The organism is Serratia marcescens (assembly GCF_001902635.1).
Lineage (GTDB): Bacteria > Pseudomonadota > Gammaproteobacteria > Enterobacterales > Enterobacteriaceae > Serratia > Serratia marcescens_F.
In genome coordinates, this window is the sequence record NZ_MJAO01000007.1 from 221788 (window position 1) to 242586 (window position 20799).

Genomic DNA, 20799 nt, shown 5'->3' on the forward strand with positions numbered 1-20799 from the left:
CCTTGTGGGTAGGTTTGCGATTGGTAAGGCTATGTTAAGTTTAGTTGTAATAAATCCCAGTAGTTATTATTCACTTGAAATATTTGAATTATAAATAAGGTAGTGAGTTATGGATAACACCTCTGGATATTCTCTGTGCACTGACAAGGTCATACGTAATCACTTTCCGTTAACACCTAGTCAACAAGGGTTCTTATTCCATTCGTTAAACGAAGAGGTGAAGCATAACTATCATGAGCAATTTACGTGCATTTTTTCCCAGTGTGTAGAAAGCGTCCACTTTCAGTGGGCGTTGGAAGCGCTATTTCGCAAGCATGAGTGTTTCCGCACGGAATATCATTGGGATATTGACGAGCATCCCTGTCAGGTGGTGAACACGGATGTGTTGCCGGAAATATATGTGTTAAACGGTGAGGGGGGGGAATTACGTTGCCCACTCAATGAAGGCATCATCTCGATCCCTCCGGATGAAGGTATTGATGCCATAATCCCCCAACTGTTACAGACTGATCTACGTTATCCTTTCGCCTTAAATTCGATACCGCTCCGCGCCTATCTTATTCAGTCAGCGAAAGAGAGTGCCTTTATCCTCTCTTACCACCACATAGTGATGGACGGCTGGAGCTTATCCCTTTTTATGACACAGTTGCTCCAACTCTATGGCGTTGCCGTGGCTAGTGGTGTGAGGGATGACAGTGCCATTTCCCCCTCATCCCTGAAACTCCTTGTAGACGCTTTGTCAGCCCGACGACACACCTTTCAACGGGACTATTGGGCTAAATATCTTCAAGGGGGAACTCCAACCAACATCGCGCGACTGGCACAACCTCATACCGACACTGAGGCCGAGAATAATCCTTATTTGAACCAAAAACATCGAGCAGAGATCACCCTATCGGCGGATGTGTGTCAGAAAATACAGGCCCTGTGCAGCGAGCACCGTATCACCCCCGCACCGTTCTTCTATGTGGCGTGGGGCATTATGCTACAACGCTGGTGTTATGCTGACGATGTGGTGTTCGGCGCGACGGTATCGGGGCGAAACGTGCCGATTGACGGCATAGAAGAAACGCTGGGGCTATTTATTAACACGTTGCCGCTACGCCTGCGCGATGATGGCGCAACGCTGTTGCAACATGTACAGCGTATGCATCAGACATTAATGACGCACTACGACTGTGAGCATGATGCCTTAGCCAACATACAGCGACTGGCGCAGGAAGAGAGCCAGGTCGGCGACCTCTTTAATACTTTGGTGGTACTGGAGAATTATCCAGTCGATGCGGCCTTGCTGTCAGGTACGTCGTCCGTGGCGATTCGCCATCTCGGCGTACAGGAACAAACTCACTACCCGCTGACCTTGACTGTTACCCAGCAGGAGGGATTCCGTTTCAGTCTCGCCTACGCCACCCGCTACCTGACCGACGGCATGGCGCGTGCGTTGCTTACGCACCTGAGTTACCTGCTTGAACAACTGGTGGAGGATCCGCTGCGGCCCATCGCCGCGTTGGTAAACCTAACCCCACACCAGCAGACGCAGGCACTTCAACCCTATGTGGACCGCATGGCGTGCAGGGATTGGGATAGCCAATCTCATGTCATCGAACAATTTCATCGGGTTGTTGCGGATTCGCCAGAGCAGATCGCCGTGGTGGATGAGCAGTGCGCGTTGACCTATCGTGAGTTGGCAGCAAGGGCCGAACGGCTTGCGGCCTATTTGGTACAGCAGGGCATTACGGTTGGCGATGCGGTAGGTGTTATTAGCGAACGCCAGGTAAACACCGTGGTTGCCATCATCGCCATCATGACGATCGGCGCCGCTTATGTGCCCATGAGTCCCGACTACCCTGTGGGCCGGATGCAGGAAATTATTGACGACAGCGGTTTGACACTGCTGCTGGTGCATGGCAAATCACTGGACGCATTGCGGGTTGCACAGGGTGATCTGTGTGCATTCCCCGCCGCGCCGCCAGTGGAATTCCCGGCTATCACGCCGGATTCTCGCGCTTATGTGATTTACTCATCGGGTTCGACGGGCAAGCCCAAGGGCATCGCGGTGGCGCACCGCAGTTTGCTGCGCCTGATGCAAGGCGACAGCCCGCTGAAGGTGATGACCAGCGAGACAACGCTGCTGACCTGCCCGTTCGAGTTTGATGTTTCGGTGTTTGAGATGTGGTCTACCTTGCTCAACCACGGCAAGCTGGTATTGCTCAGCAAATTGGCGTTACTCGATGTTGATCGCATTCGCCGCACGATCGCCCATGAACAGGTGACGCGCGCCTGGTTTACCTCATCTTTGTTTAACACCTATGTGGCGGAAGGCGGCGATTTCTTCGGTCTGCTACAACGTATAACGGTGGGCGGCGAGGCAGTATCCGCGCGGCACATCAACGACGTGATGCAGAAATACCCGCATCTGGCGGTGACGAACGGCTACGGGCCGACGGAAAACACCATCTTTACCACTGCATACCGCTTCAACGGACCGCAACCCGCCCGAGTGCCGATTGGCCATGCTGTGCCGGGCACCTCGCTCTACATTACCGATCTCCACGGGCATTTGTTGCCCATCGGTGCCCTCGGCGAACTGGTGGCGGGGGGAGAGGGGGTCGCTCTCGGCTATCAGAACAATCCGGCACTGAGCGCAGCGGTCTTTATCCCCGATCCTTTCATTCCCGGCGGCATGATGTACAAAACCGGCGATTATGCCCGGTTGCTGGATGATGGCTGTGTTGACTGTTTTGGCCGCAAAGATGGTCAAATCAAGATCAACGGACAACGAATCGAAACCGGAGAGATCGAGCAACGCTTGCTGGAGTGCGCCGACATTGTCGAGGCGGTGGTGGTTCCTCACCGAGTGCGCGATACGCTGCATATTGCGGCGGTGGTCTGCGTCAATGATGGCTATGACGAGGCGGAAGTACGCGGACAATTGGCTGACACACTGCCGCCATTTGCCATCCCGGAATCATTGGTGGTGGTGACGGAGATTGCCAAAAGTCACAGCGGCAAGGCCAATCTGGCGCAGTTGCGGCATCTCTTGCCAGTCGCACAGTGCCATGCAGCGCCAGCCACGACTTCAGTGGCGCATGGCGAAGTGGGGCGTGCGCTGCATGCCATCTGGCAACGCGTGCTCGATAGACAAGACATTGATGGCAACGCCTCCTTTTTCGCGCTCGGCGGCACCTCACTGGATACCATTAGGGTGAAAGGGGAGGTTAAGCGGCAACTTGGTCTAGAGATTGATATTACCGATCTCTTTAAATATCCCACTCTGGCGGCGCTCACGCGTTTTCTCAGTACTGCGGTGCCGCCGGAGGACGCGGCGCCAACGCACGTTGTTGCCTACAGCGATATGCCGGTGGCGATTGTCGGGATGGCGGGTCGCTTCCCCGGCGCGGCGAATATTGCGGCGTTGTGGTCGCTGGTCGCTGGCGGAGAATCAGGGTTAACCCTGTTCAGCGATGAGGAATTGCGTGCGCATGGCCTGGCGGCAGAGAAGCTCAAGCAAGCGAATTACATAAAGGCCAAAGGGGTTATTGACGACCACGAATGGTTTGACCCGGATTTCTTTGGATATACCCCCAACGACGCAGAGCGTATGGATCCGCAAATTCGGCTATTGCATCAGTGCTGCTGGCAAACGCTGGAACACGCCGGGTGCGATCCTGTGACTTTTACCGGCGCGATTGGCCTTTATGCCGGGTTGCTGACATCGCCCCACTGGCTCAATGCGGTGATGCAAGACACCTCCGACTCCACCGCCCTGTATAAGGCCAGTATCCTGAATATCCACGCCGTCACGGCGTTGATTGCCCATGCGCTCAACCTCACGGGGCCCGCCGTGACGCTGGACACGGCCTGCTCCACTTCGGCGGTGGCAATCCATCAGGCCTGCAACGCGCTGCGTAACCGGGATTGCGATGCGGCGTTGGCGGGCGGTGTCTCCATCGAAATGCCGGCTTACCGGGGCTATGAATACCATGAAGGCATGATCAATGCGCGAGATGGCGTCTGTCGTCCCTTCGATAGCCAAGCATCTGGCACCGTCACCGGCGATGGCGTGGGGATGCTGCTGCTGAAACGTCTGGATGACGCGCTGGCGGATCGGGACTGCATCTATGGGGTGATAAAAGGTTCTGCGGTCAACAATGATGGCAATAACAAGATCGGCTATACCGCGCCGAGCGTGACCGGGCAGACGGCGGTGATCCGCGCCAGCTTGCGCCGTGCCGATTTTGATAGCGACAGCATCGGATTGGTGGAAGCGCACGGCACTGGCACGATGCTGGGCGATCCTATCGAGTTGCGGGCGCTCAATGAGGTGTTTGGCCCCGCATCGGCCCCAGTTTGTGCGGTATCGGCGCTAAAAAGCAACATCGGTCACCTCAACTCGGCTGCGGGGGTGGCGGGCGTCATCAAAACGACGCTCGCCCTGCATCATCAGGTGCTGCCGCCAACGGCGCACTTTCGTCAACTCAATCCCGCTATCGATCTGTCGCGTTCCGCACTGTACGTTAACCCGCAAGCGCAACCGTGGCCACCGACGCGACCGCGCCGTGCATTGGTGAGCGCCTTCGGTATCGGCGGCACTAATGCCAACATCGCGCTGGAAGCGCATCAGCATGAGGGCGACCCTTCAGCGGCGCGGGTGCGCGACGACTACCTGTTGCTGTTTTCCGCTAAAACGCCCGCCGCGCTGGACGCGCGCGTGGTCTCAACGCTGGAATATGTCAAGCACGGGGTGGGCGTGCGTCTGCCGGATGTCGCTTATACATTGCAAACTGGACGCACGGCCTTTGACTATCGGCGGGCCTATTTGGTGAGTCGAGGATCAAAAATCGATCTCTCTTGCACCACGGTATTGCAGGCGGACACTTTCAGCGGCCGGTGCGCGGCGGCGGAGATCTGCTTCATGTTTCCCGGCCAAGGCAGCCAATATCGTGGCATGGCTAAAGGTCTCTATACCCATCAGCCTTTGTTTCGCCGGCACATGGATCGCTGTTTTGCTGCTTTACAGCGCTATTCAATGGTCGATTTCAAGGCGCTGCTGTTTGACGATGCGGACACACGGGATATTGATCAGACGCAGTTCACGCAACCGGCGCTGTTCTGTGTTGAATACAGCTTGGCGAACACGTTGATTGACCTGGGGATTACGCCGGATAGCATGATCGGCCACAGTCTGGGCGAATATGTCGCCGCCTGCATCGCCGGTGTATTTACCCTTGAGGATGCGCTGCGCGTCATTGAGGTGCGCGGAAGCTTGATGCAGTCCATGCGTCCCGGCCGCATGTTGGCGGTCTACCTCAGTCGCGAGCAACTGACCCCGTGGCTGGAGACGGAACCGGGTATTGAGCTGGCGGCGAATAACAGCGCGCACTTTTGCGTGGTCGCGGGCGAGCAGGCGGCCATTTCCAGCTTGAGCGCGCGCTTAGCCGAGGGTGAGATACAGCACACGCGCCTGAAAACATCTCACGCATTCCACTCGGCCATGATGACGCCGATGTTGCACGATTTCGCTCAACTGCTGCGTCAAATCCCGCTGCACGCGCCGCACAAACGCTTTATCTCTAACGTAAGCGGCACCTGGATCACCGTAGAGCAGGCCACCTCGCCTGACTACTGGGTGCAGCAGGTGCGCAACGCCGTGTTGTTCAATGAAGGCGCGGCACAGCTACTGGTGGAACCCACGCTGTTTGTCGAATGTGGGCCGGGGAAATCGCTTTCTACCTTTATTCAAGGACACGGCCAATATAGCGACCAGCCGACCCTGCCAACGTTACGTAAAGCCAATGCGGCGATCGATGACGAACACGTTCTGCACCGTGCGCTGGCCGCGCTATGGGTCAAGGGCGTGAATATCGACTGGCGGCGCTTCAATCAGTCGGCGCTCGGCAAGCACATTCCGTTGCCGGATTATCCCTTCGAACAGGCGTATTACTATCGTTATGGCGCTGCGCTCTCCGGTTATCGTCAGCACCCCCATCCTCTGCGCCGTCCAAAAGATGAGTGGCTCCAACGTGTGCTATGGCGGATACACGACGCCCCCTCGCACGATGCGTTCTATGCGCCGGGCGCGTTGACGCTCATCATTAGCGCCGATGGTGGCAAGCTACAGAGGCAACTGACGAGCAATGGAATCGACAGCATTACCGTGCCGCTGCCGACGTCGCCAGAGGATGAGGTGTGGGATAACGACCGTATTCTTGCGCATTTCCAGGGCGTCAGCGCGCTTTTGGCGAACAAGACCTACCATCAATTGCATTGCCTCTATGCACCCGGTGCGGCGGTGGGATCGTCACTGGCGCAGTCGCTCGCGGGGCTCTACCGCGTTGCTCGCTGGTGCGCGCACGGCTCCCCGCTGCTGGCGTCCCTGACGGTACTGACCCAGGGTGCGTTCCGCGTACTGGAACAGGATAACGCCGACCCGGCGCTGGCGGCATTGTCCGGTGCCGTAAACGTGCTGGCTCAAGAGTTGCGTCCAACCGAAGTGCGGTTGATCGACATTGATGCGCAGGGCAGTGACGAGAACCTAAGCTTGCTCAGTCGGCGTTTGGCCCCGCAAGAAACGGTAATGGCGCTCAGGCAGGGCATGCCCTACCTGCGGAGCTTTACTCCGACGCGGCTGTTGGCGCATTTACCTCCTCAGGCAGGATGTCTGCCGGGCAGTGTGTTGTGGATCATCGGCGGTGAAAAGGGCATTGGTCGCGTGATCGGTGAAGCGCTTGCACGGCGTGAGGGGTGTCGCGTGGTGCTGAGCAGTCGCGCCGGGTATTGCCACGAACTGGTGCAGCAGGCCGAATTAGACGTCATCCACTGTGACGTAACGCAGGCGGAAGAGGTTAACGCTTGTCTGGCGACACTACTCGAACGTTATGGCCGTTTGGATGGCGTGATTTTTGCCGCCGACGCCACCACCGCATTGACACTGCATCAACTGAGCGAATCTGCGCTACGCGACACGCTGGCGGTGAAAGGACAAGGCACCGATAACGTGCTGCATGCGTTAGCGCAACGGAATTTGCTGGATGAGCGCCTGTTGTTGTTGTTTTGTAACTCGCTGGCTGCCGTGAATGCGGAGATTGGCCAGACAGGCTATGCCGCCGCCAGCGCCTATCTGGATGCGCTGGCACAGCAACTGCGTACCCGCTACGGAGTGAATGCGCTCAGCATCGGGTGGGATGCATTGCGTGAACAGGGCATGTTGCTGGATGCCATAAACGGCAGTGAATACGATGTCCTGCGAGGCTTGCGCCCACTGACGACGGGAACGCTGCTACAGGCTTATAAACGGCAAGGTGCTGGCGCCAGTTACTATGCGCGCTTGTCCCCCGCATCCGATTGGCTGCTGGAAGAACACCGGATATCCGGTGTTGCCACACTGCCGGGGACCGGCTATCTGGCACTGGCGCATGAAGCCCTGCGCCACTACCTTGCGCAAGACCAAATCTGCATTGATGAACTGGTCTTTTTGGCCCCGTTGAGTGTGATGGACGACGGCTGCGCTGACGTGTTCGTTGACATTTTACCTGACGGGCCGGGGGTGAGCGTCGAGGTGAAATCAATGGCAGAGCGCTATAGCGGTACGCTGACCACCCATGCCAAAGGCAGGGCGACGCGCCTGACTGCGGATGAGAACGGCGCGTACGATCTCACGAGTCTGATGCGCGAGATGCACGCCATCACGCCTCCGGCACAGGGATTATCGAGCACGCACTTCCACTACGGGCCGCGCTGGCACAGCGTGCAACAGCTGTACTGCAACACTGCACAGACTCACGTTTTCGCCACGTTGTCCCTGCCCACGGTTGCTGCCGATGATACGCTCGCGCTGCACCCGGCATTGTTGGACATCGCCAGCAGCGTTGTCGAACAACTGCCCGATTTTCACACCGATTCGGTGCCCTTCCTCTATCAAGATTTACGCCTGTACCGCCCGTTGCCGACCACTTTACACGTGGCGCTGACCGTCAATCGGCACGATGAGGAGGGTGACAGCTACGCCTTCACGCTCTACGACACAGCTGGCAAGCTGATTGCCCGGTGTGCGGCGTTGGTGAAGCGCAAGATACAGATCCACATGCAAGATGCCGACGATGGCACGCGACTGCGCGTGCCCAGTGCCGACAATTATCAATTGCGGCTGGCCTCTGAGGAATCGGGAGCAGGTACGCTGGCTCTGTATCCGACGCCGCGCCTGGCGCCGGGGGATTCACAGGTAGAGATTGAGGTACTGGCTACCGGGCTGAACTTTAAGGATGTGCTGTTCACCACGGGGCTGCTCCGGCAACAGCCGGGGGACGCGCCGCTGCAATTGGGACTGGAATGCGCCGGACGCATTACCCGAGTGGGTAAAGATGTCACCGAATTCGCCCCGGGTGAGGATGTCATGGCGGTGCTGAACGGCGGTTTTGTGCAATACGCGCGGGTAGAAAGCGATTGTGTGGTGAGAAAACCGGCCCATTGCCGCATCGAACAGGCGGCTGCGCTGCCCATCGCATACCTCACGGCCTATTACGCGCTGGTGGTGCGCGCTAACCTTCAACCCGGAGAACGGGTGTTGATCCACAGCGCGGCGGGGGGCGTTGGCTTGGCCGCGATCCATATTGCCAAACAGCGTGGCGCACAGATCTATGCCACAGCAGGTAGCTCGCAGAAACGCGATTACCTGCTTTCATTGGGCGTGCATGCCGTGGCGGATTCGCACAGCGAACAGTTCGCCGCCAGTCTGCTGGCCGCATCGGACGGGCAGGGGATGGATGTGATCCTCAATTCCCTCACTGGCCATCTGCTCGACGCCAGCCTCGCTCTACTGGCGCCGCTGGGCCGTTTTCTTGAACTGGGCAGCAAAGACATCGTGGAAGACAGAGCTTTGCCGATGCGTTTCTTCGCCCAAGGTGGCACCTTCATACCGATTAATTTCCACGCGGCGCAGGGCGCTTTTAGCCGCTACCTGCAACAGATTGTCGCTTGGATCGACGACAACACGTTGCCGCTCCTGCCGTGCAAATCCGTACCGCTGCCCGAGGTCGCACGCGCTTTCGCCACCCTGACTACGCCGCAACATATCGGCAAGGTGGTGGTAATGCACCGCACTGCGGCGGGTATGGACCGGCTGAACGCCATGATGGCGGAACGGCGTCTCGGCGGCTATGTGCTCAGCATGAGTAACGCCGAGGCGATGCGCCAGTTGTGGCCGTTGCTGCACACCCGTAGCCCGTGGGCGCAAGTGCTGCTCTCGCCACGGGCGATCGACCGCTTGGCGCGAGGTAACCGGGTGGACCGCGGCGTATCTTCCGCCACTGACGATGCGATCGCTCTGCAGACGGTGAAAAAGCGGCCCCGTCCAGAAATGGGTGTGGCATACAGCCCCGCGACGCGCGAGGTGGAGCGCGTGCTCTGCCAAATCCTGGAAGAGTATCTGGGACTGGCCAGCGTGGGCCTCGACGACAACTACGCCGAATTAGGGGCAACGTCACTTGATATGGTGCAACTGAGTGGGCAGATGGCGCGTCGCTATCCGCAAGTGAGCGTGATGTCGCTGTACAACCACGCCACCGTGCGCCAACTGGCGGCGTTTTGCCAGCCGACGGAGGACGAGCCGGGTGCGCCCCCGTCGCCGCCTGCGGCACAGACGACAGCGCGCGCGAATCAGGCGGCTAAACGCGCTTTGCAAATTGCGAAAAATACTGCGAGCAACCGCACGCCTTCGCATTAATCCGGGCGCGCCATCGCCCTGCAAAAAGGTAATGAAGCTTATGGAATACGCAAGCGACATGAACGGCATGGAGATCGCCATCATTGGCATGGCGGTTCGTTTTCCGCAGTCCCGGACGTTGCACGAATTCTGGCAAAACATCGTGCAGGGTAAAGAGTGCGTCACCCTTTTTAGTCAGGAGGAGCTGCTGGCCGAGGGCATCGATCAGGCGACGCTGGACAACCCTGCCTATGTGCGAGCCAAACCCTATATTGAGGGCGTATGCGACTTCGATGCCGCATTTTTCGGATACAGTCACAAAGAGGCGCAGGCGCTGGATCCGAAATCTCGCGTGCTGCATGAAGTTGCCTACCATGCGCTCGAAGATGCGGGCTACGCCCAACGCACCGGCGAACAGCTGACCGGGGTTTTCCTTGGGGCGTCGGAGGATGTGGATTGGCTTCGGCGTTCGCTGTCGCAGATTGACGGCGATGCGCTGAACCGCTTTGAGTCCGGCATCTATGGCCACAAAGATCTTATCGCCCATTTCATTGCCTACAGTCTTAATCTCAACGGCCCGGTGTATAGCCTCTACACCAGCTGTTCCACTTCTCTGAGTGCAACGCACATCGCCTGCCGCAGCTTGCTGTTCGGTGAATGCGATCTGGCGCTGGCGGGAGGAATTACCATCGATTTACCGCAAAAATCAGGTTATTTCTGTCAACAGGGCATGATCCATGCCACCGACGGCCACTGCCGTCCTTTTGACAGTCAGGCTTCCGGCACCTTGTTTGGCGACGGCGCGGGCGTGGTTGTGCTTCGGCGCCTGGAGGATGCACTGGCGGCGGGCGATCGCATCTACGCCGTGATCCGAGGCAGCGCGGTCAACAACGACGGTAAGCAAAAAATCGGCTTTGCCGCGCCCGGCCATGAGGGGCAGAAGGCGGTCATTCGCACGGCCTGTCATCTGGCAGAAGTGAGCCCGGAAAGTATTGGCTACGTTGAAACCCATGGTACCGGCACCCGTATTGGCGATCCTATCGAGTTCGCCGCGTTGACGGAGGCGTTCGACACCTCGCGCCGCCACTACTGCGCGCTGGGGGCGGTGAAAGCGAACATCGGCCACACCCACGCGGCGGCGGGCGTGGCTGGGCTAATAAAGACGGCGCTGGCGCTTTATCACCGGACTATCCCGCCGCTCGCCAACTACCGAACGCCTAACCCGAAGCTGGACCTGGCACATTCACCGTTTTATATCCCGACGCAGCCGCAGGACTGGCCCGTATCGGAGACGCCGCCCCGCGCTGGCGTCAGCTCTTTTGGCATTGGCGGCACCAATGTGCATGTGATTTTGGAAGGGCTGAATCCCACGGTGCGCGATGACCAAGTGCGCGCGCGGGTGTTTGTTCCGCTCTCCGCGCCTTCTCACGATCAGTTGGATGCGCTGATGCAACAGCTTGCCCCGTTGCTGGCTACCCTCGATGCAGCAACGTTGGCCTACATGCAACAAGTGGCGAGACCTGCGTTTGACTGCCGCCGAGTGATACAAGTGGAAAGCGATGGCGCGCAGACGGTGCTGGAATCGCTGGATACCCTGATGCCCGACGCGCCCTGGGGTCTGCACTGCCCGGATCTGCGTACAACCTGCGATGGTGCCTATGCACATTTGCTAGCGCACTCGGCGCATTATCAACGCGAAGTGGCGGCCCTGACGGCGTTACTCAACGACATGAGCATTCCGCCCGCTTATCGCCACGCTGAAGCGTGGGCGGCGCAGGCGGATAGCCTGCTGATCAGAGGTTGCCAGGCTATAGCCGCGCTGAAAACCTGGATGGCTCTGCTGCCGACCTTGACGCTGTTGTCGGGTGCCGGAGCAGGCCTCTTGCCTGCCGCCGCAGCCAGCGGCGTGATGGCGACGCAAGAGGTGTTGCGTCTGCTGTGGGAAATGGAGCAAAAGGCGCTTCATCTCACGCTTCCTGAACGCCATGCACCCACCCCCGGCTACAAGCTGGCCTGGCAGGGATATCCCATCAACGATACACAGCGCGACGACAGAGGGTTTTGGAGCGAAGCGCTGTTGGCGGATACCCGAGAGCAGGGCGTGGGCTGTCGCGGTACCAACTGGGTCAGGCTGCCGCCGGAAACGGGCGAACGCGCGGGTGTACTGCGCTACGTGGCGCAGCTGTGGTGTGCGGGCATCAATGTTGATTGGGCCGCGTGGTACGGCGCGCCGCTGCCGCAACGCGGCAGCGCATCAGCGTATCCCTTCGCACGCAACCACTACCCATTGCCTGCGCGGGCAACGGCCAGCGAGGAGACACAGCCCGTGGCGGTACCCGAAACGCGCCGCCCTTATCAGGCACGTCCCGCGTTAAGCGTGCCTTTCGTGGCTGCGCAGTCGCCGGCCATGCAACATATCATCGGGCTGATGGAGCAGTTGCTGGAAATTGCGCCGGTCGGGTTGGACGACGACTTTTTCGAACTGGGCGGGCACTCGCTGCTGGTGACGCAGCTGACCTCCCGCTTAGAACGCGATTTCAATGTACATATCGATCTTTTGGCCCTGATGGAAACCCCCAATCCGCGCAGCATCTACGCGCATATCGCGGCACAACTGGGGGGCGAAGACAACCTGGAAACAGCCTGTCAGTAAAGGAGCGAAATGATGAATGTGGCGGTAATAGGTGCAGGCGTAATGGGAACTGGCGTCGCCCATAATATGGCGCAATACGGCATATCAACCACCGTTGTGGATATTTCCCAGGCTCAACTGGATAAATGCAGACAGATGATTGAAGCAAATTTACGCTTATATCATTTTCATCCGCAGCATAAAAAAAGCACCCGCAGTACGGCGGAGATAATGGGGAATATCCGTTTTACCACCGAGTTGGACGACATTGCAGAATGTGACTTGGTGATTGAGAATATCACCGAGGATATCGAGAGAAAAAACGCGCTGTACGCCAGGATGAACACCATCTGCGGCGAATCGACAGTGTTCGGTGTTAATACTTCCGCCATCTCTATCACGGCGTTGTCAAAATTAATTCAGCATCCGGAGAGTGTGGTCGGCGTCCACTTTATGAATCCTGTTCCGCTGATGCATACCGTCGAATTAATCCGCGGCGTGCATACTTCTGAGCGCACGCTGGAAATATTTCATCATTTATTTTCTCAGATGGGGAAAACCGGCATTGTGGTCAATGATTCGCCGGGTTTTGTCACTAATCGCGCCATGATGATTTTTGTTAACGAAGCCATATTTATGGTACAGGAGCAGGTCGCTCGCGCCGAGGATATCGACACGCTGTTTAAAACCTGCTTCGGGCACAAGATGGGACCGCTGCAAACCGCCGATTTGATTGGCCTGGACACGATTCTCCAATCGTTGCAGGTGCTGTATAAAAGTTTTAATGATGACAAATATCGCCCCTGTTTCTTGTTAAATAAAATGGTTGATGCCGGGTATTTGGGCGCGAAATCGGGGCAGGGTTTTTATCGTTACCAACAGGCGCACGACTAGCAGTTATTCCAAATTAATCTGATAAGGATATGAATATGGAAACGCAAGACATGAAGGCCGCCATTCGGCAATTTCTCTCCCGCTCATTACGTGGGTATACGTTGAATGACGATGACGATATTTTTTCCCTTGGGCTCGTGCACTCGTTATTTACCGTGCAAATTATTCTTTTTATCGAAAAGACTTTTCAGGTTGAGCTGGAAGTGAGTGAGTTGAGAATAGAGCAGATTGCTACCATTAATAAAATGGTGGAGCTCATCCAGCGGCAAACCTGCCTGGAGTAATCTATGACCACTGAAAATTATGAGATTGTCCGGCACGAGGCCGCACTGTTCGCAGAAAAACATCTCGCCACGGTTGCACAGGATATTGAACGTCAGCAGTTTATTGTGCCCGACATTATTTCGCGCGTGGCGCAGGCCGGGTATTTAGGCGCCTCAATCTCCCAAAAATATGGCGGCCGAGATTACGATTCTTACCAACTGTGTGCCTTGCATGAAGTGATGGCTGGGGTACACGGTTCGTTAGAAAATCTCATTACCGTGACTGGCATGGTCAGCACGCCGCTGCAACGCGCGGGCAGCGCAGCACAAAAGGCCTATTACTTGCCAAAGCTTGCAACGGGGGAACTGATCGGCGCCATTGCCCTCACTGAACCGAATATCGGCAGTGACCTGATGAACGTGGAGACGGAATTGCAGCAGGACGGCGATGGTTGGCGGCTGAGCGGCAAAAAGAAATGGATCACGCTAGGGCAGATTGCGGATTTCTTTATCGTTTTGACCCGTTGCGGCAATCAGTTAGCGACGGTGCTTGTCGATCGCGACACCGACGGTTTCACCATCACACCGCTCAGCGATATGTTGGGGTTACGCGGCAATATGCTGGCGGAGCTGCATTTTAATGATTGTCGTCTGAAAGCCGACGCGTTGCTCGGCTCGTTCACCTCAGGGGTACCGCTGGCGGTGAATTTTGCGCTCAATGAAGGGCGATTCACCACCGCTTGCGGCAGCCTGGGATTATGTCAGGCCGCAGTGGACGTGGCGGCGCGCTACATCCGCCAACGTAAACAGTTCAAGCGGCGGTTGTTTTCCCACGGCATTGTCCAGCAGCTGTTTACCACCATGTTGACCCAAACACGCAGCGCGCAACTGATGTGTTTCAGTGCGGCGGAATACCGCGAAACGCTGCACACGGCCATGATGAACCAAACGCTGATGGCTAAGTATGTTGCCTCTAAAGCGGCGGTGGACGTGACCGGGAATGCGGTGCAACTGCTGGGCGCGAACGGCTGCCATGCTGACTATGCCGTCGAACGTTACTACCGCGACGCCAAAATCATGGAGATTATCGAAGGGACATCGCAAATCCATGAAATCCAAATTGCGACGAATTACATGATGGGGAGTAAAGCATGACGCAGGATGTCGCGCTGCTGTTCCCCGGTTCCGGTTCGCAATATGTGGGCATGGCACGGCGGTTGTATGAGCGCTATCCGCAGGTGCGCACGTTGTTTGACGAAGCCAGCCAGATTGCGGAACGGGACATGGCGGCGCTGTGCCTGTCGGGTACCTTGGTGCAACTTGCCGAGCCGACGGCGATGGCGCTCGCTATCTATACCACCAGCGTGGCCCACTTCGTCGCGTGGCAGCAGTTTTTGGCGCAAACCGGTACCGATGTCAACCTCCGTTATATGCTGGGTCACAGTTTGGGCGAATATGCTGCGCTGACCTGTAGCGGCGCGTTGAGCTTTTCCCAGGCGCTGGCCCTGGTGGCGATGCGCAGCCGTTTAGCCGGTGAGATCGCCCGCGAGATGGGCGCGGGTACCACCATAATCAAGCAGGGGAATCAGGCGTTGGTGAAGGCAGCGTGCGAGGCGGCGGAGCGCGAAACCCGACAGCAGGTAGGCATCGCCTGTTTCAATTCGGCGCAACAGTTTATGTTGTCTGGGCAAAACGCGGCCATTATCGCCGCCGAGCAATACCTGCTGGATCATGATCGCCAGGTCGAGGTGGTGCCGCTGATTGGCGGTGTTCCTTACCACAGCCCGCTATTGCAACCTTACGGGCAGCAACTGCGCCAGGCGCTGGAACGCTGCGACTGGCGGCGTCCGTGCTGCCCAGTGATCGCCAATGTCAGCGCTCAACCCTATCCCGATACGGCCACGCCAACGCAATGGCTGGAACAACAACTGTCCCAACCTGTGCAGTGGCAGCGTTCTCTCACCTACCTGACAGGGCAATCGGCACCGATCGCGATAGAGATCGGTCCGCAAAGCGTGCTGAAAAATCTGCTGTTGGAGAATCGCTATCCAGCGCAGGTTTACGCTTTTGACGATCGTCAGGATCGCGCGCGGCTGGCACAGAAACTGGGGGGCGGCACGGTAGCGCAGACCGATCCGCAAGCCGTGCGCCGCCAGCGCATCACGCTGCTCACCAACGCCTTGACGGCCACACGCCACCACCGCGCCGCCGATGCGGCCGCCAGTGCGCAATTGAAGGCGTTGCTCAGCCGGTTTTTTGAGCGCATCCAGCAGATTGAACAGCGCGGCACCTCCAGCGAGGAGGACATCGCTTTTCTGTATGAACTTCTTGAACAGGGATTTCAACTCAAAGGCAGCAGTCAGGCGGAAATTGACGCCTGCCAAGCGCGGTTGGCTGCCGACAACGGCGGACTGGCATAACCCGTCACGCCATCCTACGCACTTATCTCGCTTTGAAGGCCAGAGTTATGGAACAGCAAGGGACAACGGGGCAGTCGACCACCGACGACCAAACGATAGTCGACTATCTGTATCGTATCGCCGGTGAATATGGGGAAAAGTCAGCCGTGTTGATGGACGACGCGGCGCTGACCTATCGCGAACTCAACGCACGCTCTAACCAACTGGCGCATTATTTGCGCGGGCAGGGGATCGGCGAGGACAGCGTGGTGGCGATCCACCTGCCGCGCGGCATGGCAATGCTGATTGCCATTTTCGCCATTGTAAAGGCTGGCGGCGCCTATTTACCGTTGGCGCATAATGCGCCGCGTAGCCGCATTGAAAACATCCTGAGCAACAGCGCAGCCGCTTGTCTGATCGGTACGGACGATGGCGATCGCTGGCCGATTCCTCGCGTCGAGGTCGACAGCGCGGCGGTCAGTGCTATGCCGACGAGGGATCTGCGTTACCGGCCGCACGCGCGGCAACTGGCGTATATCATCTACACCTCCGGTTCCACCGGCGTCCCCAAAGGGGTGGCGACGGAACATGCCGCGCTGCTTAACCGCATTGCCTGGATGCAGAACGCCTATCCCATCACGTCGCGGGACGTGCTGTTCCAGAAAACGGTGTACACCTTTGACGTCTCCGTCTGGGAAATGTTCTGGTGGGCGATGTATGGCGCGTCTGTGGTGCTGTTACCGTCCGGATTGGAGAGCGATCCGCGTACTTTGGTGCGGCTGATTCAGCGTCACCGCGTATCGGTTGTACACTTTGTCCCTTCGATGTTGAACCTGTTTGTCGAGTATCTGGAGATAAAACGGGATCCGCGCTTGATCGCCTCGTTGCGATCGGTGTTCGCCAGTGGTGAGAAACTCACAGTCCACAGCGTGGCACGCTTTTATCAATCGGTGGCACAGGGCGACCTGATTAATCTCTATGGCCCGACAGAAGCGGCTATCGATGTCAGCCATCACCGCTGCCAGCGCGAGTACGACTACGACGACATCCCTATCGGCCAGGCGATTGACGGTTGCCGACTCTACGTGCTGGATGAGCAAGGCAATCCGGTAGCGGACGGCGAAGAGGGAGAGCTTTATCTCGCCGGTATCGGGCTGGCGCGGGGTTATCTCAACAATGCAGCGCTGACCGATCGCTATTTTACCGTGCATCCGACCCTGTGCCATTTAGGGCAGCCGGAGCGGCTGTATAAAACCGGCGACCTGGTGTGGCGCGACGTTCAAAGCCAACAGGTTTATTACATCGGGCGCAATGATTTTCAGATTAAAATAAGAGGGTTACGTGTTGAGTTGGGCGAAATCGAGGCCCATGCGATGCGTTTGCCAGAGGTGCGGCAGGCGGCAGTGGTGGCGGACCAGGACGATCCCGACAATCAGCTAATTTACGCCTTTGTCGTCAGTAGCGCGCGGCTCAATTTGGAGGCCTTGCTGGATGCATTGGCCAAAAACCTGCCGGCCTACATGCTGCCGAACCGTCTGTTGGCGTTGTCAGCGTTACCGCTCTCCGCCAATGGCAAGTGCTGTCGTAAAACGTTGCTCGGCTTGGCGCGCGCGCACTCAGCCAGTTGCGTCGATCTGCGTGAGACACCCGCAGTGCGCTACCTGCCGCTGTCATCGGCGCAAGCGTCTATGTGGTTTATGCAACAGTTGGCGCCGCACACCGCACTGTATAATAACCCCGCCGCCTTGCTGCTTGAAGGGGAACTGGATCGCACGCGGATGGACGGCGCGATCCGTCAGCTGATGAGCCGGCATACGCTGTTGCGCGCCATGGCGGAAACCCACAATGGGCAACCGGTATTGGCGGTGCCTCAGGCCGCTTCGTCGCCGGCGCTGCTGACGATAGTGCCGCTACCTTCGGTGGACGATAATAACGCGCTACAGGCGTTGATTAACCAGCGTGCGGCACAACCCATGCTCTTGACGCCGGGTACACCGCTGTGCCGGTTTGAACTGTTGACGTTTGATAACGCGCGTAGCGTGCTGTTGATTCATTTGCACCACATCATCAGCGATGGCTGGTCGAAAGGCGTTCTACTACGCGAGTTGCAGGCAGCGTATAACGGCGAGTCGCCGGCGCAAGAACCGCCGCTGGAGTATATCGATTACCTGGCGCAACAAGAGGAATGGCGCCAGAGTGACGCGTATCAGGACGCGATGCGCTACTGGCAAGACACCCTGACGGGTACGCTGCCGATTCTCGATATCCCCACCGATCAACCGCGTCAGACGGTGGCGCGCTACCGAGGGGCATTTGTCACCTTTGCATTGCCTGACAGCGCCTGCGAGCAGGTGGTGGCAGCAGCGCGTGCGCAGCGCGTGTCGTTGTATAACTATCTGCTGGCCGCCTTTGTGCTCCTGTTGCATCGTAATGCGCGTCAGCAGGAATATATCGTCGGTATGCCGATTGCCGCGCGGCTGGCGCAAGAACAGGAGCAGATGATCGCGCCGCTGGTTAACGTGCTGCCGCTGCGTTTGCCTCTTGACGAGGCGGCATCGTTTTCCGCGTGGGTGCAGACGGTCAGAGGTATTCTGTTCGCCGCTTTCAGGCACCAGCGTCTCGAATTCACCGACATCGCGCGCGCATTGAATGTGGAGCGTAGCGCCGGACATTTCCCGGTGTATCAATGCATGTTCCAACTCGACAATATGCCGCTGGCGATCCCGACGCTCAACGGCGTCAACGTCACTCCGCTACTGTTGGATACCGGTGCATCTCAGGTGGATATTTCGCTGAGTATGCAGCATATCGATGGGCGCATCACCGGTACCTTCGAATATGACGCCGGGTTGTACAGCGCGGAGCGTATTCGGCATTTGGTGGCGCAGTGGGGGGAACTGTTGGATGAAGCAAACCGTCAGCCCACGCTGTCAATCCGCGATCTGATCCGCGTCACCCCCCGGGAACACGCTTGGCTGGCGCGGCACAACGCCACTGAAGTTGCGCTGCCGCCCGTGGATAACCTGCTGGCGCTGGTGCTGCCGCACTGCCAGCAGCGCCCCACTCACGTGGCGTTGCGCCACGGTGACAACGCCATGACCTATGGCGAACTGCAACAGGCCACGATGCAGATGCGTGCCTGGCTGAGCGCGCAGGGCATACAACGCGGAGAATCTGTCGCGCTGCTGCTGCCGTTTTGCTTCGAGTTGATAATCGCGCAATTGGCGATCCTCTCTCTTGGGGCGAGTTATGTGCCGCTGGATGGCGATGCGCCAGAGGCCCGCAACGCCCTGATTTTGGCTCAGGCAACATCGCGCATGCTGTTGGTGGCGCAACCGCAGGAGGCCCCTCATGGGCTGACGATACCCTGGGCGGCGATGCCCGGTTGGCGCAGCCTGTTGGCAGAAATGCAGAGCTTGCCGTTTACCGTTGCGCCAGCGGCGTTGGAGAGTGACGCGGTGGTGATCTTCACCTCCGGTACCACTGGGCAACCCAAAGGCGTCCGGCTCAGCCAACGTAATCTGGTCAACCTGGTGGCTTCCTTTATCTCCAGCTATCAGGTGACGCACCAGGATGTTCTGCTACCCATTACTTCCGTCGCGTCCGCCAGCTTTGTCGGGGAGGTGCTGCCGCTGCTCGCCGCCGGCGGTACTCTGATATTGGCGCAAAAAGCGCAGAGTCTGGACAGCGATGCGCTCATTGCGCTGCTGGCCTCGCAGCGGGTGACGATCCTGAGTACGACCCCATCGCTCTCCGCCAGCCTCTCCGTTCTGGCTCAGGCGATGGGATCGCTGCGCCTGTTTCTGTGCGGCGGTGAGGCGCTGGAGTATGGGCAGATTGCGCCGTTGCTGCCGAGCATGACGGTGGTTAACGGTTATGGCCTGACCGAAAGCGGTATCTGCTCGACCTACTATCCCGTCGCACAGCGTACGGCGCAAGAAACGGGGCCACTGCCTATTGGCCGCCCGATCCAGAATACCCAAGCGTATGTGGTGGATGCGGATAACCGCCTGGTACCGCCGGGCGCCTGCGGCGAACTCTGTTTCTCCGGTCTGGGTATCTCCCCCGGCTACCTTAATTCACAACAGGATCCCGCGCGCTTTGTTGAGTTGCCGGAACATGCCGGCGTGCGGGTGTTGAAAACCGGCGATCGTGCCCGTTGGGCAACAGACGGGATGTTGTTCTATCTCGGCAGACAGGATCGCCAAGTGCAGATCCGTGGGCACCGGGTGGAGCTGGGCGACATCGAAAGCCTGCTGAAACAGCATCCGGATATTGCCGATGCGTGGGTCGATGTGCGCAGCAATGCGGTAGCGACGCAGCTGTTGGTGGCCTTCTATTGCAGCATCAACGGCGTGGCGCTGGATGCGCAGCAACTGCGCGTGTGGCTTAGCCTGCGGCTACCGTTGCATATGCTGCCGTTGCTCTACGTGCCGCTGAGCGCCATGCCGCTTGGCGTGAACGGCAAAATCGATCCCCACCGTTTGCCGCAGGTAGACCTGCGACAGGTGGCAGGGCCGGGCGAGTATGTCCCTCCGGCGACCGAACTGGAACAGCGTCTGGCGGCGATCTGGCAGCAATTGCTTGGCATCGAGCGTGTCGGCACCACCACCAATTTCTTCGATCTCGGCGGACACTCGCTTCTGCTGGTACAGATGCAGCAGCACATTGGGCAGCAGTGCGGCCAGCGCGTGGCGTTGGTCGATCTGTTGCGCTTCACCACCATCAAACGCTTGGCGGAATTTCTGCTGGCCCCGGATGCAGCGCAAGGGACCACGGGAGATCAGACGCAGCAACGTGCGGCACAACAGCGTTCGGCCTTTGGTCGGGCGCGCTGGGCTGCCACAACCGACAGTCATCACTGATCCCGCTGAATGGAACGCGTGATAAACCTGAATACAGGGGAAAGCA

Annotated in this window: 7 protein-coding genes; all 7 read left to right on the forward strand. The window is 58.2% G+C overall.

Annotated features, from left to right (window positions below; translation table 11 throughout):
• Positions 1 to 109: 109 nt before the first annotated feature.
• The 7 genes from clbB to clbH are packed head-to-tail and all read left to right on the forward strand — an operon-like array spanning position 110 to position 20753.
• Entirely contained in the window at positions 110 to 9721 is a 9612-nt protein-coding gene (gene clbB / locus BHU62_RS09400; RefSeq protein ID WP_073531668.1) for a colibactin hybrid non-ribosomal peptide synthetase/type I polyketide synthase ClbB, read from the forward strand.
• 40 nt (positions 9722 to 9761) lie between these two features.
• Positions 9762 to 12353, forward strand: coding sequence for a colibactin polyketide synthase ClbC (clbC, locus tag BHU62_RS09405; RefSeq protein WP_073531669.1), 2592 nt, complete (start codon positions 9762 to 9764; stop codon positions 12351 to 12353).
• A gap of 9 nt (positions 12354 to 12362) precedes the next feature.
• Positions 12363 to 13226, forward strand: coding sequence for a colibactin biosynthesis dehydrogenase ClbD (clbD, locus tag BHU62_RS09410; RefSeq protein WP_073531670.1), 864 nt, complete (start codon positions 12363 to 12365; stop codon positions 13224 to 13226).
• 35 nt (positions 13227 to 13261) lie between these two features.
• A complete protein-coding gene (gene clbE, locus BHU62_RS09415; RefSeq protein ID WP_073531671.1) occupies positions 13262 to 13510 on the forward strand; it encodes a colibactin biosynthesis aminomalonyl-acyl carrier protein ClbE in 249 nt (82 codons plus the stop codon).
• Between the two features lie 3 nt (positions 13511 to 13513).
• Positions 13514 to 14644, forward strand: coding sequence for a colibactin biosynthesis dehydrogenase ClbF (gene clbF / locus BHU62_RS09420; protein WP_073531672.1), 1131 nt, complete (start codon positions 13514 to 13516; stop codon positions 14642 to 14644).
• Positions 14641 to 15909 (forward strand): colibactin biosynthesis acyltransferase ClbG, encoded by a 1269-nt coding sequence (clbG, locus tag BHU62_RS09425; protein ID WP_073531673.1) that lies wholly within the window; start codon positions 14641 to 14643, stop codon positions 15907 to 15909. Before clbF ends, clbG begins: the two co-directional genes overlap by 4 nt.
• A gap of 47 nt (positions 15910 to 15956) precedes the next feature.
• Positions 15957 to 20753, forward strand: a complete 4797-nt coding sequence (gene clbH / locus BHU62_RS09430; protein ID WP_073531674.1) for a colibactin non-ribosomal peptide synthetase ClbH — start codon at positions 15957 to 15959, stop codon at positions 20751 to 20753.
• The last annotated feature ends 46 nt before the right edge of the window (positions 20754 to 20799 follow it).